At 78.0% G+C, this 15,018-nt stretch carries 12 protein-coding genes and 1 tRNA gene; 8 read left to right on the top strand and 5 right to left on the bottom strand.

Translation table 11 applies throughout. The annotated features are described in order from the left end of the window. Positions 1 to 46 precede the first annotated feature (46 nt). The gene (locus CSPHI_RS04075; RefSeq protein ID WP_075693718.1) at positions 47 to 814 is read left to right on the top strand and encodes an ABC transporter ATP-binding protein; all 768 of its coding nucleotides are present in this window, start codon (positions 47 to 49) and stop codon (positions 812 to 814) included. 84 nt (positions 815 to 898) lie between these two features. On the opposite strand, the gene CSPHI_RS04080 is transcribed toward CSPHI_RS04075, so the two are convergent. Continuing rightward, positions 899 to 1,924, bottom strand: coding sequence for a zinc-binding dehydrogenase (locus CSPHI_RS04080; protein ID WP_075691618.1), 1,026 nt, complete (start codon positions 1,922 to 1,924; stop codon positions 899 to 901). Between the two features lie 169 nt (positions 1,925 to 2,093). On the opposite strand from CSPHI_RS04080, the gene CSPHI_RS04085 reads away from it, so the two are divergent. The 7 genes from CSPHI_RS04085 to CSPHI_RS04115 all read left to right on the top strand — a co-directional run bounded on the left by CSPHI_RS04085 (position 2,094) and on the right by CSPHI_RS04115 (position 11,645). Continuing rightward, a complete protein-coding gene (locus CSPHI_RS04085; RefSeq protein WP_075691619.1) occupies positions 2,094 to 5,216 on the top strand; it encodes a DEAD/DEAH box helicase in 3,123 nt (1,040 codons plus the stop codon). Then, positions 5,216 to 6,169: an SWIM zinc finger family protein gene (locus tag CSPHI_RS04090; RefSeq protein WP_075691620.1), complete on the top strand. Its 954-nt coding sequence runs from the start codon at positions 5,216 to 5,218 to the stop codon at positions 6,167 to 6,169. The genes CSPHI_RS04085 and CSPHI_RS04090 overlap by 1 nt, the downstream gene beginning before the upstream one ends. Next, positions 6,166 to 7,320 (top strand): metallophosphoesterase family protein, encoded by a 1,155-nt coding sequence (locus CSPHI_RS04095; RefSeq protein ID WP_245803348.1) that lies wholly within the window; start codon positions 6,166 to 6,168, stop codon positions 7,318 to 7,320. Before CSPHI_RS04090 ends, CSPHI_RS04095 begins: the two co-directional genes overlap by 4 nt. A 1-nt stretch (position 7,321) precedes the next feature. After that, on the top strand, positions 7,322 to 10,036 hold the full coding sequence (locus CSPHI_RS12635; protein WP_075691622.1) for an AAA family ATPase: 2,715 nt from the start codon (positions 7,322 to 7,324) through the stop codon (positions 10,034 to 10,036). A gap of 113 nt (positions 10,037 to 10,149) precedes the next feature. Next, on the top strand, positions 10,150 to 10,737 hold the full coding sequence (locus CSPHI_RS04105) for a MarR family winged helix-turn-helix transcriptional regulator (RefSeq protein ID WP_075691623.1): 588 nt from the start codon (positions 10,150 to 10,152) through the stop codon (positions 10,735 to 10,737). Between the two features lie 34 nt (positions 10,738 to 10,771). Then, on the top strand, positions 10,772 to 11,245 hold the full coding sequence (locus CSPHI_RS04110; RefSeq protein ID WP_075691624.1) for a MarR family transcriptional regulator: 474 nt from the start codon (positions 10,772 to 10,774) through the stop codon (positions 11,243 to 11,245). 154 nt (positions 11,246 to 11,399) lie between these two features. Beyond that, complete coding sequence (locus CSPHI_RS04115) at positions 11,400 to 11,645, top strand: PspC domain-containing protein (protein ID WP_084210238.1); 246 nt, start codon at positions 11,400 to 11,402, stop codon at positions 11,643 to 11,645. A 61-nt stretch (positions 11,646 to 11,706) separates the two neighbouring features. Here the strand turns inward: CSPHI_RS04115 and CSPHI_RS04120 are convergent. The 4 genes from CSPHI_RS04120 to CSPHI_RS04135 form a co-directional block, all read right to left on the bottom strand. Beyond that, positions 11,707 to 11,779, bottom strand: a tRNA-Arg gene (locus CSPHI_RS04120). Positions 11,780 to 11,860: 81 nt separating this feature from the next. Then, positions 11,861 to 13,849, bottom strand: a complete 1,989-nt coding sequence (locus CSPHI_RS04125; RefSeq protein ID WP_075691625.1) for an ATP-binding cassette domain-containing protein — start codon at positions 13,847 to 13,849, stop codon at positions 11,861 to 11,863. Continuing rightward, on the bottom strand, positions 13,849 to 14,664 hold the full coding sequence (modA, locus tag CSPHI_RS04130) for a molybdate ABC transporter substrate-binding protein (RefSeq protein ID WP_075691626.1): 816 nt from the start codon (positions 14,662 to 14,664) through the stop codon (positions 13,849 to 13,851). Before modA ends, CSPHI_RS04125 begins: the two co-directional genes overlap by 1 nt. Before the next feature lie 95 nt (positions 14,665 to 14,759). Next, the gene (locus CSPHI_RS04135) at positions 14,760 to 15,017 is read right to left on the bottom strand and encodes a MoaD/ThiS family protein (RefSeq protein WP_075691627.1); all 258 of its coding nucleotides are present in this window, start codon (positions 15,015 to 15,017) and stop codon (positions 14,760 to 14,762) included. Between the last annotated feature and the right edge of the window lies 1 nt (position 15,018).

Raw genomic sequence — 15,018 nt, forward strand, 5'->3', positions numbered from 1 at the left:
GGCGGCCACCGCGGACGCGGCCCTGGCCGCCGCGGCGGCGGAGCCGGTGAGCCTGACCATCGAGGATCTGCGCTTCGCCTACGGGACGAACCGGGTGCTGCGCGGGATGAGCATCTCCACCCTGCGCGGCGGCACGGTGGTGGGGCTGCTCGGCCCCAACGCCGCCGGGAAATCCACCCTGGTGAAGACCATCGCCGGGATCCACCGGGCCGACGGCGGCCGGGCGGTGGTGCGCCTGGGCGAGCGGGTGCCCCGCGGCGCGGAGCTGCGCCGCACCGTGGGCTACGTGCCCCAGGACCTGCCCACCTCCGCCTCGCTCACCGCCTTCGAGACCATCCTGGTCGCCGGCCGGCGCGCCGGCACCTGGCGGATGACCGACGAGGTGCTCGAGGCCGCGGGCGCGGTGCTGGAGCTGATGGGCATCGCGCACCTGGCCTCCCGCTACGTCGCGGAGCTCTCCGGCGGCCAGCGGCAGCTGGTCGCGGTCGCCCAGATGCTGGTGCGCGAACCCCGGGTGATGCTGCTCGACGAGCCCACCAGCGCGCTGGACCTGCGCCACCAGGTGGAGCTGCTGCAGATCGTGCGGCGCCAGGTGGCCCGCACCGATTCCCTCGGCGTGGTCGCCATCCACGACCTCAACCTCGCGGCGCGCTACTGCGATGAGCTGGTGGTGCTCGCCGACGGGGTGGCCCACGCCCAGGGGGCGCCGGCGGAGGTGCTGGTGCCCGATGTGCTGGAGCGGGTGTACGGGCTGCGCGCCCGGGTGCTCGACGACGGCGGGGTGCCGGTGGTCTGCCCGGTCCACCAGGACTGAGCCGGGGCCGGCCCGCCGCCGGCCCCCGCCCCGGAACCCCCGGGGCGGGGGCCGCGGCGTCCCGGCGCGCCGGCGGGGGCGGCGTCAGCGGAGATCCACGATGGTGCGCCCGGTGCCGGCCCCGGCCATCAGATCCGCGAAGGCCCCCGGGACCGCCGCCAGGCCGGAGTGCACGGTGGCCACGGGGCGCACCCGGCCGGCGGCGAGCCACCCGCCGACGATCTCCTCGAAGACGGCGCGGCGGTCCTCGTGGGCGAGGACGGTGAACCCGGTCATGCTCAGCTCATGGTGGATCATCCGCTTGTAGTTGCGCGGCGGCCGCGGCGCGCCCCCGGATTCCCCGGCGGCGCCCATGAGCACCACCCGGCCCCCGTCGCGCAGCAGGTCGATCCCGGCCTCCAGCATCTCCCCGCCGACGGCGTCGAGGTAGACGTCGACGCCGTCCGGGGCGGCGGCGGCCAGGGAGCCGGCGAGATCCCCGGCCCGCCGGTCCACCCCGACCGCGCCGAGCTCCTCCAGCAGCGCCACCCGCGCCGCGGAGCCGGCCACGCCCACCACCTCGGCGCCGAGCGCCCGGGCGAACTGCACCGCATGGGCGCCCACCCCGCCGGCCGCCGCGGAGACCAGCAGCCGCTCGCCGGGGCGCAGCCGGGCGATGTCGTGCACCGCGATGAAGGCGGTGAAGCCGACGTGGCCGAGCACCGTCAGGTTCTCCGCCGCCCGGCCCGGATCCCGCACGGGCGCCGGACGCAGGGCGCCGGCAGGGACGGCGAAGCGCTCCCGCCACGGCGCCCACTGCACCACCGCGGGATCGCCGGCCGCCCAGCCGGGCAGCCCGTTGGGATCGAGCACCTCCACCAGGGCATCGGATTCGGGCACCCCGCCGACATCGACTCCGCCGCGGCCGCCGGTGGCCGCGTGCACGCCCAGCCGGCCGGCCAGCCCGGCGTTGAGGCCCAGCATGCGCAGGCCCACCAGCGCCTCCCCGGGCCCCGGGGCGGCCGCCGGCGCCTCGGCGAGGCGGAAGTCCCCGGCGGTCACCGGGCCGGCGGGCACCCGGGCCAGGCGCACCTCCCGGCCGCCGGCGGCGGAGTTCGCGGTATCGGTCATCGGGGTCTCCCTCCCGTCGCTGGGGCAGTGGCGTTCACCCACCGAGGCTACGCCCGGGGCGCCGGGGCCCGCGGCGCCTGCGGTGGACGGTCCCGGCAATCCCGCCGGGAGGCGCATGGGCGTTCGAGCCGGGGTGCCCCGCGTCCGCGGCTCTGCCACAATCGCGGACATGGACCCCACCCATCTGCTGCACGGCCTCTGGCTGCCCGGAAAGGGCCTGGGCCTGTGGCTGGAGCGGGTCGAGGGCCATCTCATCCTGGACTCCGCCGCCCAGGCCGGCGGGGCGCTGCCGGAGCCCCTGGCGGGGCTGCTCGGGCACCGGCCGCTGCGCCGGGGGCCGGTCACCGTGCTGGCCAGCCCCTCCGGGCGCCGGGTGCGCAAAACCCCGCCGATGCGGCTGCTCGCCCCGCCGGCGGCGGCCGCGGCCCTGGCCGTGGCCGCAGACTTCGACGGGCACCCGGCCATCGACCACGACCTGCGCTACCTCGCCCGGGTCGCCGCCGGGATCCGGGCGCATGTGCGCGCCGGCCGGGTGATGCCCGCGGTGACCTGGGAGGCCGACTCCTGGTACCTGAAGTTCCGCCTGGCCGACGGCATCGCCGAGGCGCCCTGGCTGGCCGAGCTGCGCCGGCTGCTCCCGGAGGTGCTGCGCGCCAACGGCGGCCCGGCGATGCTCGATGATCTGCTGGCCCAGCTCGCCCACGAGATCACGCTGCGCGAGCTCTCCGGCTACGCCGCCGCGGCGGGCCGGCACCGGATGATCCGGACCATGCTCGACGGCGCCCCGCTGCGCAATCCGCCGCCCGGGTTCGTCGCCGGGCTCAACGAATGGCGGGCCAGCGTCAACGCCGCCCGGATGAACCTGGTGCTCACCCTGGAGGAGCCGGAGCCGGAGGACGAGCCCGCCGATGCGCCGGCGGCCGAGGCGGCGGTGCTGCCGCTGCGCGCGGACCGGTGCTCCGGCGCCGAGGCCGCCCCGGGCCGGGACGGGGCCGCCCAAGGGGCCCCGGCGCCGGTCACCGACCTCGACGGGGCCCGGGACGCCGCCGCGGCCGAGGATCCGCTGTCCGGGACCGACCCGGCGTGGCCGCTGCGGGTCGGGGTGCTCGACGAGCACGGCGGGGAGCTGCCGGCCGACCCGGAGCTGCTCGGCGCCGGGGTGCGCCGGAGCCTGGATCGGCTGCTCGCCGCCGCGGCCGCCGCCTTCCCGCCGCTGGGCGCCGCCGCCCCCGCGGGCCGCGGCCTGGACCTGCTGCTCACCGGCCGGGAGGTGGAGCAGCTGCTGCTCACCGGCATCGGCGCCCTCGCCGAGGCCGGGATCCGGGTGCGGTTGCCCGCCGGCTGGGACCGCCGCGACCCGGCGGCGCGGATCACCCTGCGCGCCGCGGAGCCCACCGGGTCGGTGCGCGGGGCCACCCCCGGGCGGGTCGGCCTGGACCAGCTCGTCGACTACTCCTGGCGGATCTCCGTCGACGGGCGGGAGATCGACGAGGCGGCGATGGCGCTGCTGTTGGAATCCAAGACCGGGCTGATCCGGCTGCGCGACCGGTTCATCCTGGTCGACCCGGCGAAGGCCCGCCGGATGCTGGAGCACCTGCGCAACCGCGCCGGCGGCGCGGACCGCTTCGGCGGCACCGCGCCGATGGTGGAGCTCATCGGCCTCGACGACGAGGTCCGCCAGGCCACCGACGCCGAGGTGGATCTCACCGTGGCCGGCGAACTCGGCGACTTCTTCACCGGGGTGGTCGACCCCCGCCCCGAGGAGCTGCCCGCCCCGCCCGGGCTGCGGGCCGAACTGCGGCCCCACCAGCTGAGCGGGATGGCCTGGCTGGAGTGGATGTCCCGGCACGGCTTCGGCGCGGTGCTCGCCGATGACATGGGCCTGGGCAAGACCATCCAGGTGCTCGCCCTGCTGCTGCACGAGCGCGCGCACGGCGGCGCCGGGCCCACCCTGGTGGTCGCGCCGACCTCGGTGGCCGGCAACTGGGTGGACGAGGCCGCCCGCTTCGCCCCGGACCTGCGCACCGTGCTGCACCACGGGCCGCGCCGGGCCCGCGGGGCGGAGTTCACCGCCGCCGCGGCCGGGGCCGACATCGTGATCACCACCTACCCGCTGCTCGCCCGGGACGAGGCGGATCTGGCCACCGTGGACTGGGCGCACCTCGTCCTCGACGAGGCGCAGGCGATCAAGAACCCGAACACGGCGGTGTCCCGGGTCGCCCGCCGGCTGCCCGGCCGGCACGCCATCGCGCTCACCGGCACCCCGATGGAGAACAACCTCGGCGAACTGCACACCATCATGGACTTCTGCGCCCCCGGGCTGCTCGGCAGCGCCCGGTCCTTCCGCGCGAAATGGGCCCGGCCCATCGAGACCGGGGCCGATCCCGGCGCCGCCGCCCGGCTGCGGCGGGTACTCGACCCGTTCATCCTGCGCCGGGTGAAGACCGATCCGGCGGTCCTCGGGGATCTGCCGGAGAAGCAGGAGAACACCGAGTTCGTGGAGCTCACCGTGGAGCAGGCGGCGCTCTACGCCGCCTATGTCCGGGAGCTCGAGGCGGCCCTGGCCGCACAGCGCGGCGGCGCCGCGGAGCCGGGCCGCACCGCGATGTCGCGCCGGGCGCTGGTGCTGACCTCGCTGACCCGGCTGAAGCAGATCTGCAACCACCCGGCGCACTACCTCGCCGACGGCTCGGCGATCACCGACGGCGGCGGGCACCGCTCCGGGAAGGTGCGCCGGCTGGTGGAGCTGCTCGACCTGGCCGTGGGGCAGGGCGAATCCACCCTGGTGTTCACCCAGTACGCCGAATTCGGCCGGCTGCTGCGGCCCTATCTGGCGGAGCGCTACGGTCGGCCGATCCCCTTCCTGCACGGCGGGGTGCCGCGCGCCGAGCGGCTGGCCATGGTCGAGGCCTTCAACGCCCCCGGCGGCCCGCCGGTGCTGCTGCTGTCGCTGAAGGCCGGGGGCACCGGGCTGAACCTCACCGGGGCCAACCACGTGGTGCACGTGGACCGCTGGTGGAACCCGGCGGTGGAGAACCAGGCCACCGACCGGGCCTACCGGATCGGCCAGCTGCGCGACGTCACCGTGCACAAGCTGGTCAGCCGGGGCACCCTGGAGGAGCGGATCGACCGGGTCATCGCCGACAAGATCGCCCTCGGCGGGGCGGTGATCGGCACCGGCGCCCGGGCGCTGACCGAATTGGACGACGAGGAGCTGCGCACCCTGGTGCACCTGGACGCCCGGCCGCGGCCGGGCGGCGGGGACGCCGACGCGGCGGGGAGGCGGCGGTGATGGCCGACCGGGGCGACAACGTGATCTGGGCGGACTTCACCGGCCGCCGCGGGACGCCGGGCCGCGCCGGGGCGCGCCCGGCGGCGCGCCGCCGGGCGGCGCGGGAGGCGGCGCGCACCTGGGCGGCGCGCACCCTCGTCGACCGGGTGCTGCCGGGCGCCGACCGGGGCCGGGTGGACCGGGGCCGGGACTACCACGCCGAGGGCCGGGTCGCCGAGCTCACCCTCGCCGCCGGGGCGATCTCGGCGCTGGTGCGCGGCACCCAGCTCGACCCCTTCACCGTGATCCTGCAGCTGCCCTGGCGCGGGGAGGCCGAGCGGGACCGGGCCGTCGCCGCGATCGCCGCGGCCCCCGGCGGGGTGCTCGCCGCGCTCAACGGCGCCCTGCCGGCGGAGGAGGAGCACCGGCTGCTGCTCGGCCCCGGGGAATCGCTGCGCTGCAGCTGCGACTGCCCGGATCCGGCGGAGTACTGCAAGCACATCATCGCGGTCACCCTCGCCGCCGCCGCGGCCCTGGACGCCGACCCGGCGCTGCTGCTGCGGCTGCGCGGGATCACCGACTCCGATCTGCGCCGGGCGCAGCGCCGGGCCGGCCCCGGCGGGGAGGGGGCGGAGGGGGCCCCGCGCGGGCCGGCGGCCCCGAGCTGGCGGGCGGTGGACCAGGCGATCCCGCCCGGCGGCGGGGATTTCTGGGGCCGGGAGCTGCCGCCGCCGGAGGTGCCGGAGGTCACCGCCGCGCCCGCCCTGGCCGCCGCCGACCGCGCCCTGCTGGAGGAGGCGCTGGCCACGGTCTGCTACGGCCGGGTCGACGAGACGCGCCTGATCTCCGATCTGGAGGTGCTCTACGAGGCGCTCACCCCGGTTCGCGGGCGCGGCGGGGCCGGTTCGGGCGATGATGGCGGGGACCATGATCCCGACGGGGCCGGGGACGCCGGCCCGGAGGAGGGGCGATGAACGCGCCGGCAGTGCGCTTCCTGCACACCTCGGACTGGCAGCTGGGCATGCCCGCGGCCTTCCTGGCCCGCTACGACGACGCGGTCCCGGCGGAGTTCGCCCGGGCCCGCCTGGACGCGGTGGAGCGCCTCGGGGAGGTCGCCGCCGAGCGCGGCTGCGCCTTCATCGTGGTCGCCGGGGACGTCTTCGACTCCAACTCCCCGGACCCGCAGCAGCTCGGCCGGGCGGTGGAGCGGCTGCGCGGGCTGCCGGTGCCGGCGTACCTGCTGCCCGGCAACCACGACAGCCTGGACCCGTCCAGCGTGTACCGGCGCCCCGAGTTCGCCGGGCTCGCCGAGCACGGGGTGCACGTGATCCGGGATTCGGCGCCCATCGAGGTCGCCGAGGGGGTGCAGCTGGTCGGCGCGCCCTTCCGCTCCCGCACCCCGGCCGCCGACCCGGTCGCCGCGGCGCTGTCCGGGCTGGACCGGCCCGCCGGCATCCGGATCCTGGTCGGCCACGGCCAGCTGGAGGGCTTCGGCGGGGAGGCGCTCATCGACGCCGGCGCCCTCGCCGCGGCGGTGGCGGAGGGGGTGGTCGACTACGTCGCCCTCGGCGACCGGCACGGCACCCTGGAGGCCGCGCCGCGCACCTGGTTCTCCGGCTCCCCGGAGGTCACCGACTTCGACGACGTGGAGCACGACTCCGGGCGGGTGCTCGTGGTCGACGTCGCCGCCGACGCGGCGGGGGAGACGACGGTCGCCGTGGAGCCGGTGCGGGTGGGCCGCTGGGCCTTCCGGGCGATCGACGCCGACATCGCCTCCGACGCGGACCTGGACGCCTTCCTGGCCCGGCTCGCCGAACTGCCGGACAAGGACCGCACCGTGGTGAAGTACTCCCTGCGCGGGGAGGTCACCATCGGCCAGAAGCTGCGCCTGGACGCCGCCCTGGACCGGTTCCGGGACCTCTTCGCCTGCCTCTACCGCCGGGAGCGCACCTTCGACCTGGCGGTGGTGCCCGGGGACGGCGACCTGCCCGATCTGGGGCTCACCGGCGTGCCCGCCCGGGCCGCGGAGCGGCTCATCGCGCACGCCCAGTCCGGCTCGGACGGGGCGGAGACCGCCGCCCGGGCGCTGCGCACCCTCATCCGGCTGGCCGGGAAGGAGTCCTGAGATGCGCCTGCACCGACTGGAGATCCGCGATTTCCGCGGGGTGCGCCACCTGGTCCTCGACGATCTCGCGGACACCGGGGTGCACGTCATCCACGGCCCCAACGAGCGGGGCAAGTCCACCATCGTCGCCGCCCTGCGCGCGGTGCTGTTCACCCCCGCCCGGAAGACCGGGAAGGTGCTGGAGGCGATGCGCAGCGTCGGCGTGGACCGGCCCCCGGCGGTGACGGCGGAGCTGAGCCTGGACGGCCGCCGGTTCACCGTGGACAAGCGCTACACCGGCCGCTCCGGGGCGAGCACCGAGATCCGGGTGCTCGAGGGGCCCGGGGCGCCGGCGCAGTACGCGGGCCGGGAGGCGGAGGACTGGCTCGCCGAGCGGGTGCAGGCCGCGGGGCTGCAGGACCTGTGGGGGGCCTTCACCGCCGAGCAGGGGACCATCCCCGGGACCCTGGAGCTGGCCAAGGTGCCGCAGATGTCCCGCGCCGCCGCCGGGGGACCGGCGGGCGCCGAGGCCGCCGCGGGCGCGGCCGGGGAGCCCGAGGCCGCCGCGGCGGCGGAGATCCTGGACCGGGCCCGCGCTGAGCACGCCGAGCTGCTCACCCCGACCGGGCGGTACAACAAGCGGGTCACCGAGGCGCTGCGGGCCCCGGAGGAGATCGAGGCGGAGCTGGCGGGGCTGCGCGAACGCCGCCGCGAATTCGACGACTGGGTGGCCGGGATCGAGCGCCTCGACGCGCAGATCCGGCGGCTGCGCGAGCGCGCCCCGCGGCAGCGCGAGCTGGTCGCCGAACTCGCCGAGGCCGCCGAGGCGGCCCGCGGGCTCACCGGCCGCGCCGAGGCCGCCGAGGCCGCGGTGCGGCAGCGCCGGCTGGAGCACGAGGCCGCGGCCGGCGCCCGGGGGACCCGGGAGCGGCTGGTGGCGGAGCTGCGCGCCCGCGAGGAGGCCCGGGACCGGGCCGGCGCGGAGCTCGCCGCCGCGGAGGAGGCCGCCGAGGCCGCCCGCGCCGCGGTGGCCGCCGCCCGCGCCGACCGGGAGGCCGCGGCCGCGGCGATCGCCGACGCCCGGGCCCGCCGGGTGCTCGCCGAAACCGATGCCGCGCATCTGGCGGAGCTCGCCGCCGCGGAGGCCGCCCGCCGGCGCCGGGCCGCCGTCGCCGAGGCCACCGGCGCCCGCGACGCCGCCGCGGCGCGGCTCGAGGGGCTGGCGGTCACCGCCGGGCTGATCGCCGACATCGACCGGGCGGACTCCCGGGCCCGGCTGGCCCGGGCGGTGCTGGAGCAGGCCGCGCCCACGGTGCGCCTGGCCGCCGACCCGGCCCGGGAGGTGCTCCTCGACGGCGCCGGCGTCGAGCTCGGGGAGGCGGAGCTGGTGCGCCCGGTGACCGCGCGCACCGTGATCGGCGTCGACGGGGTCACCGTCACCGTGGACCCGGCCGCCGACGCCGCCGACCGGGCCGCCGAGGCCGAGGCCGCCGACCGGGCCCTGGCCGGGCTGCTGGAGCGCGCCGGGGCCGCCGGGGTCGAGGACGCCCGGGCCGCGGCGGCGCGCCGGGCGGCCGCGGAGGAGGGGCTGGCGGAGGCGGAGCGGGCCCTGGCCGAGGCCCGCGCCGCGGGCGACGCCGACGCGGACCGGGAGCTGCTGCGCCGGATCTACGGTTCCGCGGAGCCGGGCCCGGAGGCGGCCCCGATGGATCGGGCCGGGGCGCGCCGGGCCGCCTGGCGGGGCCCCGGCGAGCCCCCGGAGCCGCCGGCGGACGCCGGGGCCGCCCGCGCCGCCCGGGAGGCCGCGGAGACGGATCTGGCCGCCGCGGAGGCCGCCGAGGAGGGCGCCGCCGGGCGGCTGCGCGCCGCGGAGACCGGGGCGGCGCTGACCCGGGTGTCCACCGCGCGGGCCCGCCGCGAGGACGCCGTCCGGGAGGCCGACCAGGCCGCCGCGGCCCTGGCGGAGGCCCGGGCGGACGCCGCCGACGAGGCCCTGGCGGAGGCCCTCGCCGCCGCCGGGGAGGCGCTTGCGGAGGCGGAGGGGGCGGCCGCGGCGGTGGCCGCCGAGGTCGCCGAACGCGACCCGCGGGACACCATCCTGCGGCACGAGGCCGAGCGCACCCGGCTCAACGCCGAGGCGATGGACCTGGAGCGGGCGATCGCCCGGCGGGACGGGCTGCAGCGCACCGTGGACGAGGCCGGCGGCCTCGACGAGCGGATCGCCCGGGCGGAGGGGGAGCTGGCGCACGCCCGGCAGCGGGCGGAGTCCCTGGTGGAGCGCGCCGATGCGCTGCGCATGCTGGTGGAGGTGCTGGAGGAGGCCCGGGAGGAGATCCGGGTGGCCTACGCCGCCCCGCTGCGGGACACCCTCACCCGCCTGGCCAAACCGGTGTTCGGCGCGGACGTGGCCTTCGACCTGGACGAGGACCTGGGCATCGTCAGCCGCACCCGCGGCGGGCGCACCGTGGATTTCGCGGCGCTGTCCGGCGGCGCCCGGGAGCAGCTGGACATCCTGCTGCGGCTGGCCGCGGCGATGATCCTCGACGGCGGGGAGTCCGCGCCGATCATCCTCGACGACGCCCTCGGCGCCACCGACCCGGACCGGCTGGCGGACATGAACGTCGCCCTGGACATCGCCGGCCACGAGGCCCAGGTGATCGTGCTGACCTGCGACCCGGACCGGTACGGGATGCGGCCGGTGCGCTGGCTGCCGATCGACTCGCTGCTGGAGCCCTGAGCCGGCCCCGCCCCCGCGGCGGCGCCGGGGGCGCCCGGGGGCGGGGCCGGGGGTGGCCAAACGGGCCGCGGCCGGTTTCGCCCCGCCCGGAGCCGGATAGTATCCTTCCCCCCATGCGGTTGGATCCCTGGCTCGACGAGGAGGAGCAGCGCTTCTGGCGCACCCTCGTCGCCGCGGTGCGCAGCGCCGAGCGCACCATGGATCACCGCCTGCAGCAGACCGCCGGGATCTCCTCGGCGGATTTCGCGATCCTGGTCAGCCTCTGCGAGGCCCCCGGGGGCAGCTGCCGGATGCGGGAGCTCTGCGCCCTGCTGGCCTGGGACCGCAGCCGGGTCTCGCACCAGATCAGCCGGATGGGCAAACGGGGCCTGGTGGAGAAGAGCCGCTGCGACTGCGATCAGCGCGGCATCGACGTCCGGCTCACCGCCCTCGGCCGGGAGATCATCGAGCGCACCGCCCCGGACCACGTGGCCACGGTGCGGCACCTGATCTTCGATCAGCTGGGGGAGGCGGATCTCGCCGCCGGGGCGGAGGTGCTGGAGCGGATCGCGGCCAGCGCCGCCGGGATGCGCGGGGAGGAGCTGGCCCTGGGCAATGGCGCGATGCCGGCCGGGGCGGTGGTGGAGGCGCACGCCAGGGCGGTGGCCGCCGCCGCGGACGCCGACGCCGCGGCGGAGGCCGCGCACGCCGCCGGCGACTAGGGCGCGGCGCCGGCGACGGGTTACCCTGCACGCCATGGACGACTACGAATGGCTCAGCGACGCCGAGCAGGAGTTCTGGCGGATGCTGGTGTCGGCCTTCCGGGTGGTCGAGCGCGATATCGAGGCCACCCTGCGCACCCGCACCGGGATGACCTTCGCCGATTTCACGGTGCTCATCGCCCTGCACGAGACCCCCGACGGGCGGATGCACGTGGACGGGCTCTGCGAGCGGCTGAAGTGGAATCACCCGCGCGCGGCGCTGCATGTCGGCCGGCTGGAGCGGGCCGGGGTGCTCACCGTCGAGGATCGCGGCGCGGACCCGGAGGCCGAGTACGCGGTGGCGCTGACCGGGATGGGCCGGCACGTCTTCGCCGAGGCCGCGCCCGCCTACGTCGCCGCGGTGCGCGCCGCGGTGCTCGAGCCGCTGGCCGGCCAGGACATCGCGGCGATGCGGGCCGGGCTGGCCGCGGTGCTGGCCCATGACCGGGCCGCCGGCGGCGCCGGCTGAGCCGCGGGGCGGGCCCGGGGGAGGGGTTCGAAGGCCGGGGACCGTGGTGAACCGCATGTAAGATCGGGGGACGCGGACCCGGCCCTGCCGGGGCCGCCCCGCGCGCCGCAGCATCGGCGCGACCATCCAGCACACCAGCGAAGGGACATCCACCATGGAACCGAAGAACGGGCTTTTCGACGCCGCGGCGCTGTCGCGGCGGATCGACTCCCTGGCCGGCCGGCCGGTGCGGCGCAGCCACGCCAACCGGTGGCTGACCGGCGTCGCCGGCGGGATCGGGGAGGCCGCCGGGGTGAACCCGAACATCATCCGGGCGCTGTTCGCGCTGCTGGCCGTGGCCGCCGCGCCGGCGGCGATCATCATCTACCTGCTCGGCGTGATCGTGCTGCCCGAGGCCTAGCCGGCCCGGGCCCCGGAAGACCGAAGACCCCGCGTCCCGGAAGGGACGCGGGGTCTTGCAGTGCCCCCGACACGAGTCGAACGTGCGACCTTCGGTACCGGAAACCGGTGCTCTATCCACTGAGCTACGGAGGCGGGGCGCCCCTCATCGGGGCACGCGGGATACTCTAGCATCACCCCCGGCGGCGGGGAAATCACCCCAGCCACCTGGTCGGATCAGCCGGCGGGGTGCACGCTGACCCGCCCCGGCGGCAGCTGGCAGCGCACCGGGGCGCCCACCCGCAGCCGGCGGGCGATCGCCTCGGCGGTGGGCACCGCCACGGTGATCTCCGCCTCGCCGACGGCGACCACCGCGGCCACCGCCCCGTCCCCGGGCGCCCCGCGCAGCCGGGCCACGGTGCCGGCGAGGCCCGGCCCCTCCTCCGGGTCCGCGCCGCCGCGGTCCCCGGCGGCGTCGTCGACGCGCTCCAGGGACCCCGCCGAGGGCGCCCAGGTGACCATCGCCGGATCCCCGGGCGCCGGGGCGGGCCGGCCCCCGCTCAACCCGCCGCGCAGCACGGTGCCGGCGCAGTCCACCAGCACCTCCCCGGCGCCGTCGGCGCCGGGGCGGACCTCCACGATGGTGCCGGTGAGGCGGTTGAGCCCCATCAGCTCCGCGGCGAAGCGGGTCGGCGGGGCCGCGGAGAGCTCATCGGGGCTGAGCCGGGCCACGATCTCCCCGGCCTCCAGCACCACCGCCGCCGAGCACAGCCCGGCGACCTCCACCGGATCGTGGGTGACCAGCAGGGTGGTGCGATCCGCGGCGGCGGCGGCGAGCAGCCGGTGCCACTGCCGGGTGGAGTCGGCGTCCACCGCGGCCAGCGGCTCATCGAGGATGAGCACCCCGGGCCGGGCGCCGAGGGCGCGCACCAGGGCCACCTGCGCGGCCTGGCCGCCGGAGAGCGCCGGCACCCGCACCTCGGCGAGCTCGGCCAGGCCCGCGGCGGCGAGCAGCTCCCGGGCCAGCGCCCGGTCCCCGGTGGCCATCGCCACCGCGGAGGCCACGGTGGCGGTGCGCGGCAGCCCGGCGGCCTGGGTGAGCAGCACCACCCCGCGGCGGCGGGCCGGCACGAAGACCCCGGGGGCGTCCACCACGGTGTCGCCGACCCGGATCCGGCCGCCGCGCAGCCGGCCGGCGATGAGCCCGGCGAGGGTGGATTTGCCGGAGCCGTTCGGCCCCACCAGGGCGGTGGTCGCCCCCGCGGCGAAGACCGTGGCGGCCGCCCCCGCGCCGACGGTGACCGCCACCGGGGGCGCGGTCGGCCGGGTGAGCTCGCGCATCCGGGCCACGTCGATGGCCCCGGCGACCCGGGCCACCGGGGCCGGGGTGCGGCGCAGCAGCGCCGGTGCCGCGGCCGCGGCGATGGCCGCCACGGCCACCGCGATGAGCACCGCGGCCAGGGCGTAGGCCCGGTCCTGGTCGAGTTCGCGCTCCAGGTAGATGCCCAGCGGCATGGTGCGGGTGACCCCCGGCATGGAGCCGGCGAAGGTCAGGGTGGTGCCGAATTCGCCGAGGGAGCGGGCGAAGGCCAGCCCCGCCCCGGAGGCCACCGCCGGGGCCACCGCGGGCAGGGTCACCCGGGTGAGCACCGCCGCCCGGCTCATCCCGACCCCGGCGGCGGAGTCGGGGATCTCCGGGTCGAGCTGGCGCAGCGCCGAATCCACGGCGATCACCACGAAGGGCAGGGAGATGAACACGTGGGAGAGCACCACCCCGGGGAAGGCGAAGGCGAACTCGAGGCCGAGGGCGTCGAGCACCGGGGCGGCCACCCCGCGGGTGCCCAGCGCCGCGGTGAGCGCCATCCCGGCCACCACCGGGGGCATCGCCAGCGGCAGCAGCACCAGGAAGCGGGCCAGCCGGGCCCCGCCGCGGGCCCCGGCCAGGGTCACCGCCAGGGGCACCCCGGCGGCGACGGCGAGCAGGGTGGACTGCACCGCCGCGGCCAGGGACAGCCGCAGCATGGCCACGGTGCCCGGTTCGGCGAGGATCCCCGGCAGCCCCGCCCAGGGCACCCGCAGGCCGAGGGCGGCCACCGGACCCAGGATGAGGGCCAGGGCCAGGGCGGCGACGGCGGCCAGCGGCCAGGGGGCGCGCCGCGGGGCGCGGTCCAGGCGCTCGGCGACCGGGGTGCGCCCGCCGGGTCCGGTCCCCGCGGCGGCGGCCATCAGGCGTCCGCGCCGTCGTCGCCGGCGACCGGGGTGAACCCGTGCCGGGCCCAGACCTCGGCGAACTCCCCGGAGGAGAGCAGATCCAGCAGCGCCTGCGCCGCGGCCCGGTCCGCCGGGTCGGCGGTCACCGCGGCGACCAGGGTGTTGATGTGCCGCTCGGCGCCGGGGATCTCGATGACCTCCACGTCATCGCCGGCCGCGGCGGCGTCGGTGCGGTACACCCAGCCGGCGTCGGCGTTGCCGCCGGCGACCTTGCCGAGCACGTCGGAGACGGACTGCTCCAGGGAGGCGGCGTCGATGTCGCGGCCCAGGTCCTCCTGGATCGCCGCGGAGACCCGGCCGCAGGGCACCTGCACATCGCAGAGCACCACCTTGGCCCCGTCCAGGGAGTCGTCCACGCCGGTGATCCCGGCGGGGTTGCCCTTGGGCACCACCATCACCATGGAGTTGGTGGCCACGTCCACCGGTTCGCCGACCAGGCCCTCGGCCACGGCGTCGGCCATGTGCTTCTCGTCGGCGGAGATGAACACGTCGCCGGGGGAGCCCTCCCGCAGCTGGGAGACCAGGGCGGTGGAGCCGGCGTTGACGAAGGTGGGCCGCAGCGCCGGGTCCAGGTCCGCGGCGGCCGCGGCGAGATCGTCGTTGAGCACCCGGGTGGAGGCCGCGCCGAGGACCACCACCTCGGCGGCGGCGGCGTCGCCGGCGTCGGCGGCGTCGTCGCCGCCGCCGGGGGCGCAGGCGGCCAGGGCGAGGGCGGGCAGCAGGGGCAGGGCGAGGCGGCGCAGCAGGCGCCGCGGGCGGATACCGGTCATGGGGCTGGTTCCTTCTGGTCGAACTGCGGTCCGGTTTTGCCGTGGCCGCCCCGCGGCGTGCGCGTCGACCGGACCGGGCGACGCGGGCGGGCGGATCAGCCGCCCGCGAAGGGGGGCAGCACGTCCAGCCGCGCCACCCCGGCCAGCGGCGCGCCGGGATCGACCCGGCGGCCGTCGGCGAGGAAGGAGCAGGCCGGCAGGATCTCGGCCAGGGTGGTGCCCGCGGGGGTCCGCCCGGGGTGCGCCGCGGCGAGTTCGGCGAGCAGTTCGCCGAGCGTCGCCGGGGGTGCGCCGACGGTGGCCGAGGCCCTGCCGGCGGCGGCGCGGGCGGCGGCGTAGAAGCGGATTTCCACG

The sequence above is a fragment of the Corynebacterium sphenisci DSM 44792 genome (genome assembly GCF_001941505.1).
Classification (GTDB): domain Bacteria; phylum Actinomycetota; class Actinomycetes; order Mycobacteriales; family Mycobacteriaceae; genus Corynebacterium; species Corynebacterium sphenisci.

Bases quoted from the DNA above. Each gene is read 5' to 3' on its own strand.
- CSPHI_RS04080 (WP_075691618.1), bottom strand. From the start codon at position 1,924: ATGACCGATACCGCGAACTCCGCCGCCGGCGGCCGGGAGGTGCGCCTG.
- CSPHI_RS04085 (WP_075691619.1), top strand. From the start codon at position 2,094: ATGGACCCCACCCATCTGCTGCACGGCCTCTGGCTGCCCGGAAAGGGC.
- CSPHI_RS04090 (WP_075691620.1), top strand. From the start codon at position 5,216: ATGGCCGACCGGGGCGACAACGTGATCTGGGCGGACTTCACCGGCCGC.
- CSPHI_RS04095 (WP_245803348.1), top strand. From the start codon at position 6,166: ATGAACGCGCCGGCAGTGCGCTTCCTGCACACCTCGGACTGGCAGCTG.
- CSPHI_RS12635 (WP_075691622.1), top strand. From the start codon at position 7,322: ATGCGCCTGCACCGACTGGAGATCCGCGATTTCCGCGGGGTGCGCCAC.
- CSPHI_RS04105 (WP_075691623.1), top strand. From the start codon at position 10,150: ATGCGGTTGGATCCCTGGCTCGACGAGGAGGAGCAGCGCTTCTGGCGC.
- CSPHI_RS04110 (WP_075691624.1), top strand. From the start codon at position 10,772: ATGGACGACTACGAATGGCTCAGCGACGCCGAGCAGGAGTTCTGGCGG.
- CSPHI_RS04115 (WP_084210238.1), top strand. From the start codon at position 11,400: ATGGAACCGAAGAACGGGCTTTTCGACGCCGCGGCGCTGTCGCGGCGG.
- CSPHI_RS04125 (WP_075691625.1), bottom strand. From the start codon at position 13,849: ATGGCCGCCGCCGCGGGGACCGGACCCGGCGGGCGCACCCCGGTCGCC.
- modA (WP_075691626.1), bottom strand. From the start codon at position 14,664: ATGACCGGTATCCGCCCGCGGCGCCTGCTGCGCCGCCTCGCCCTGCCC.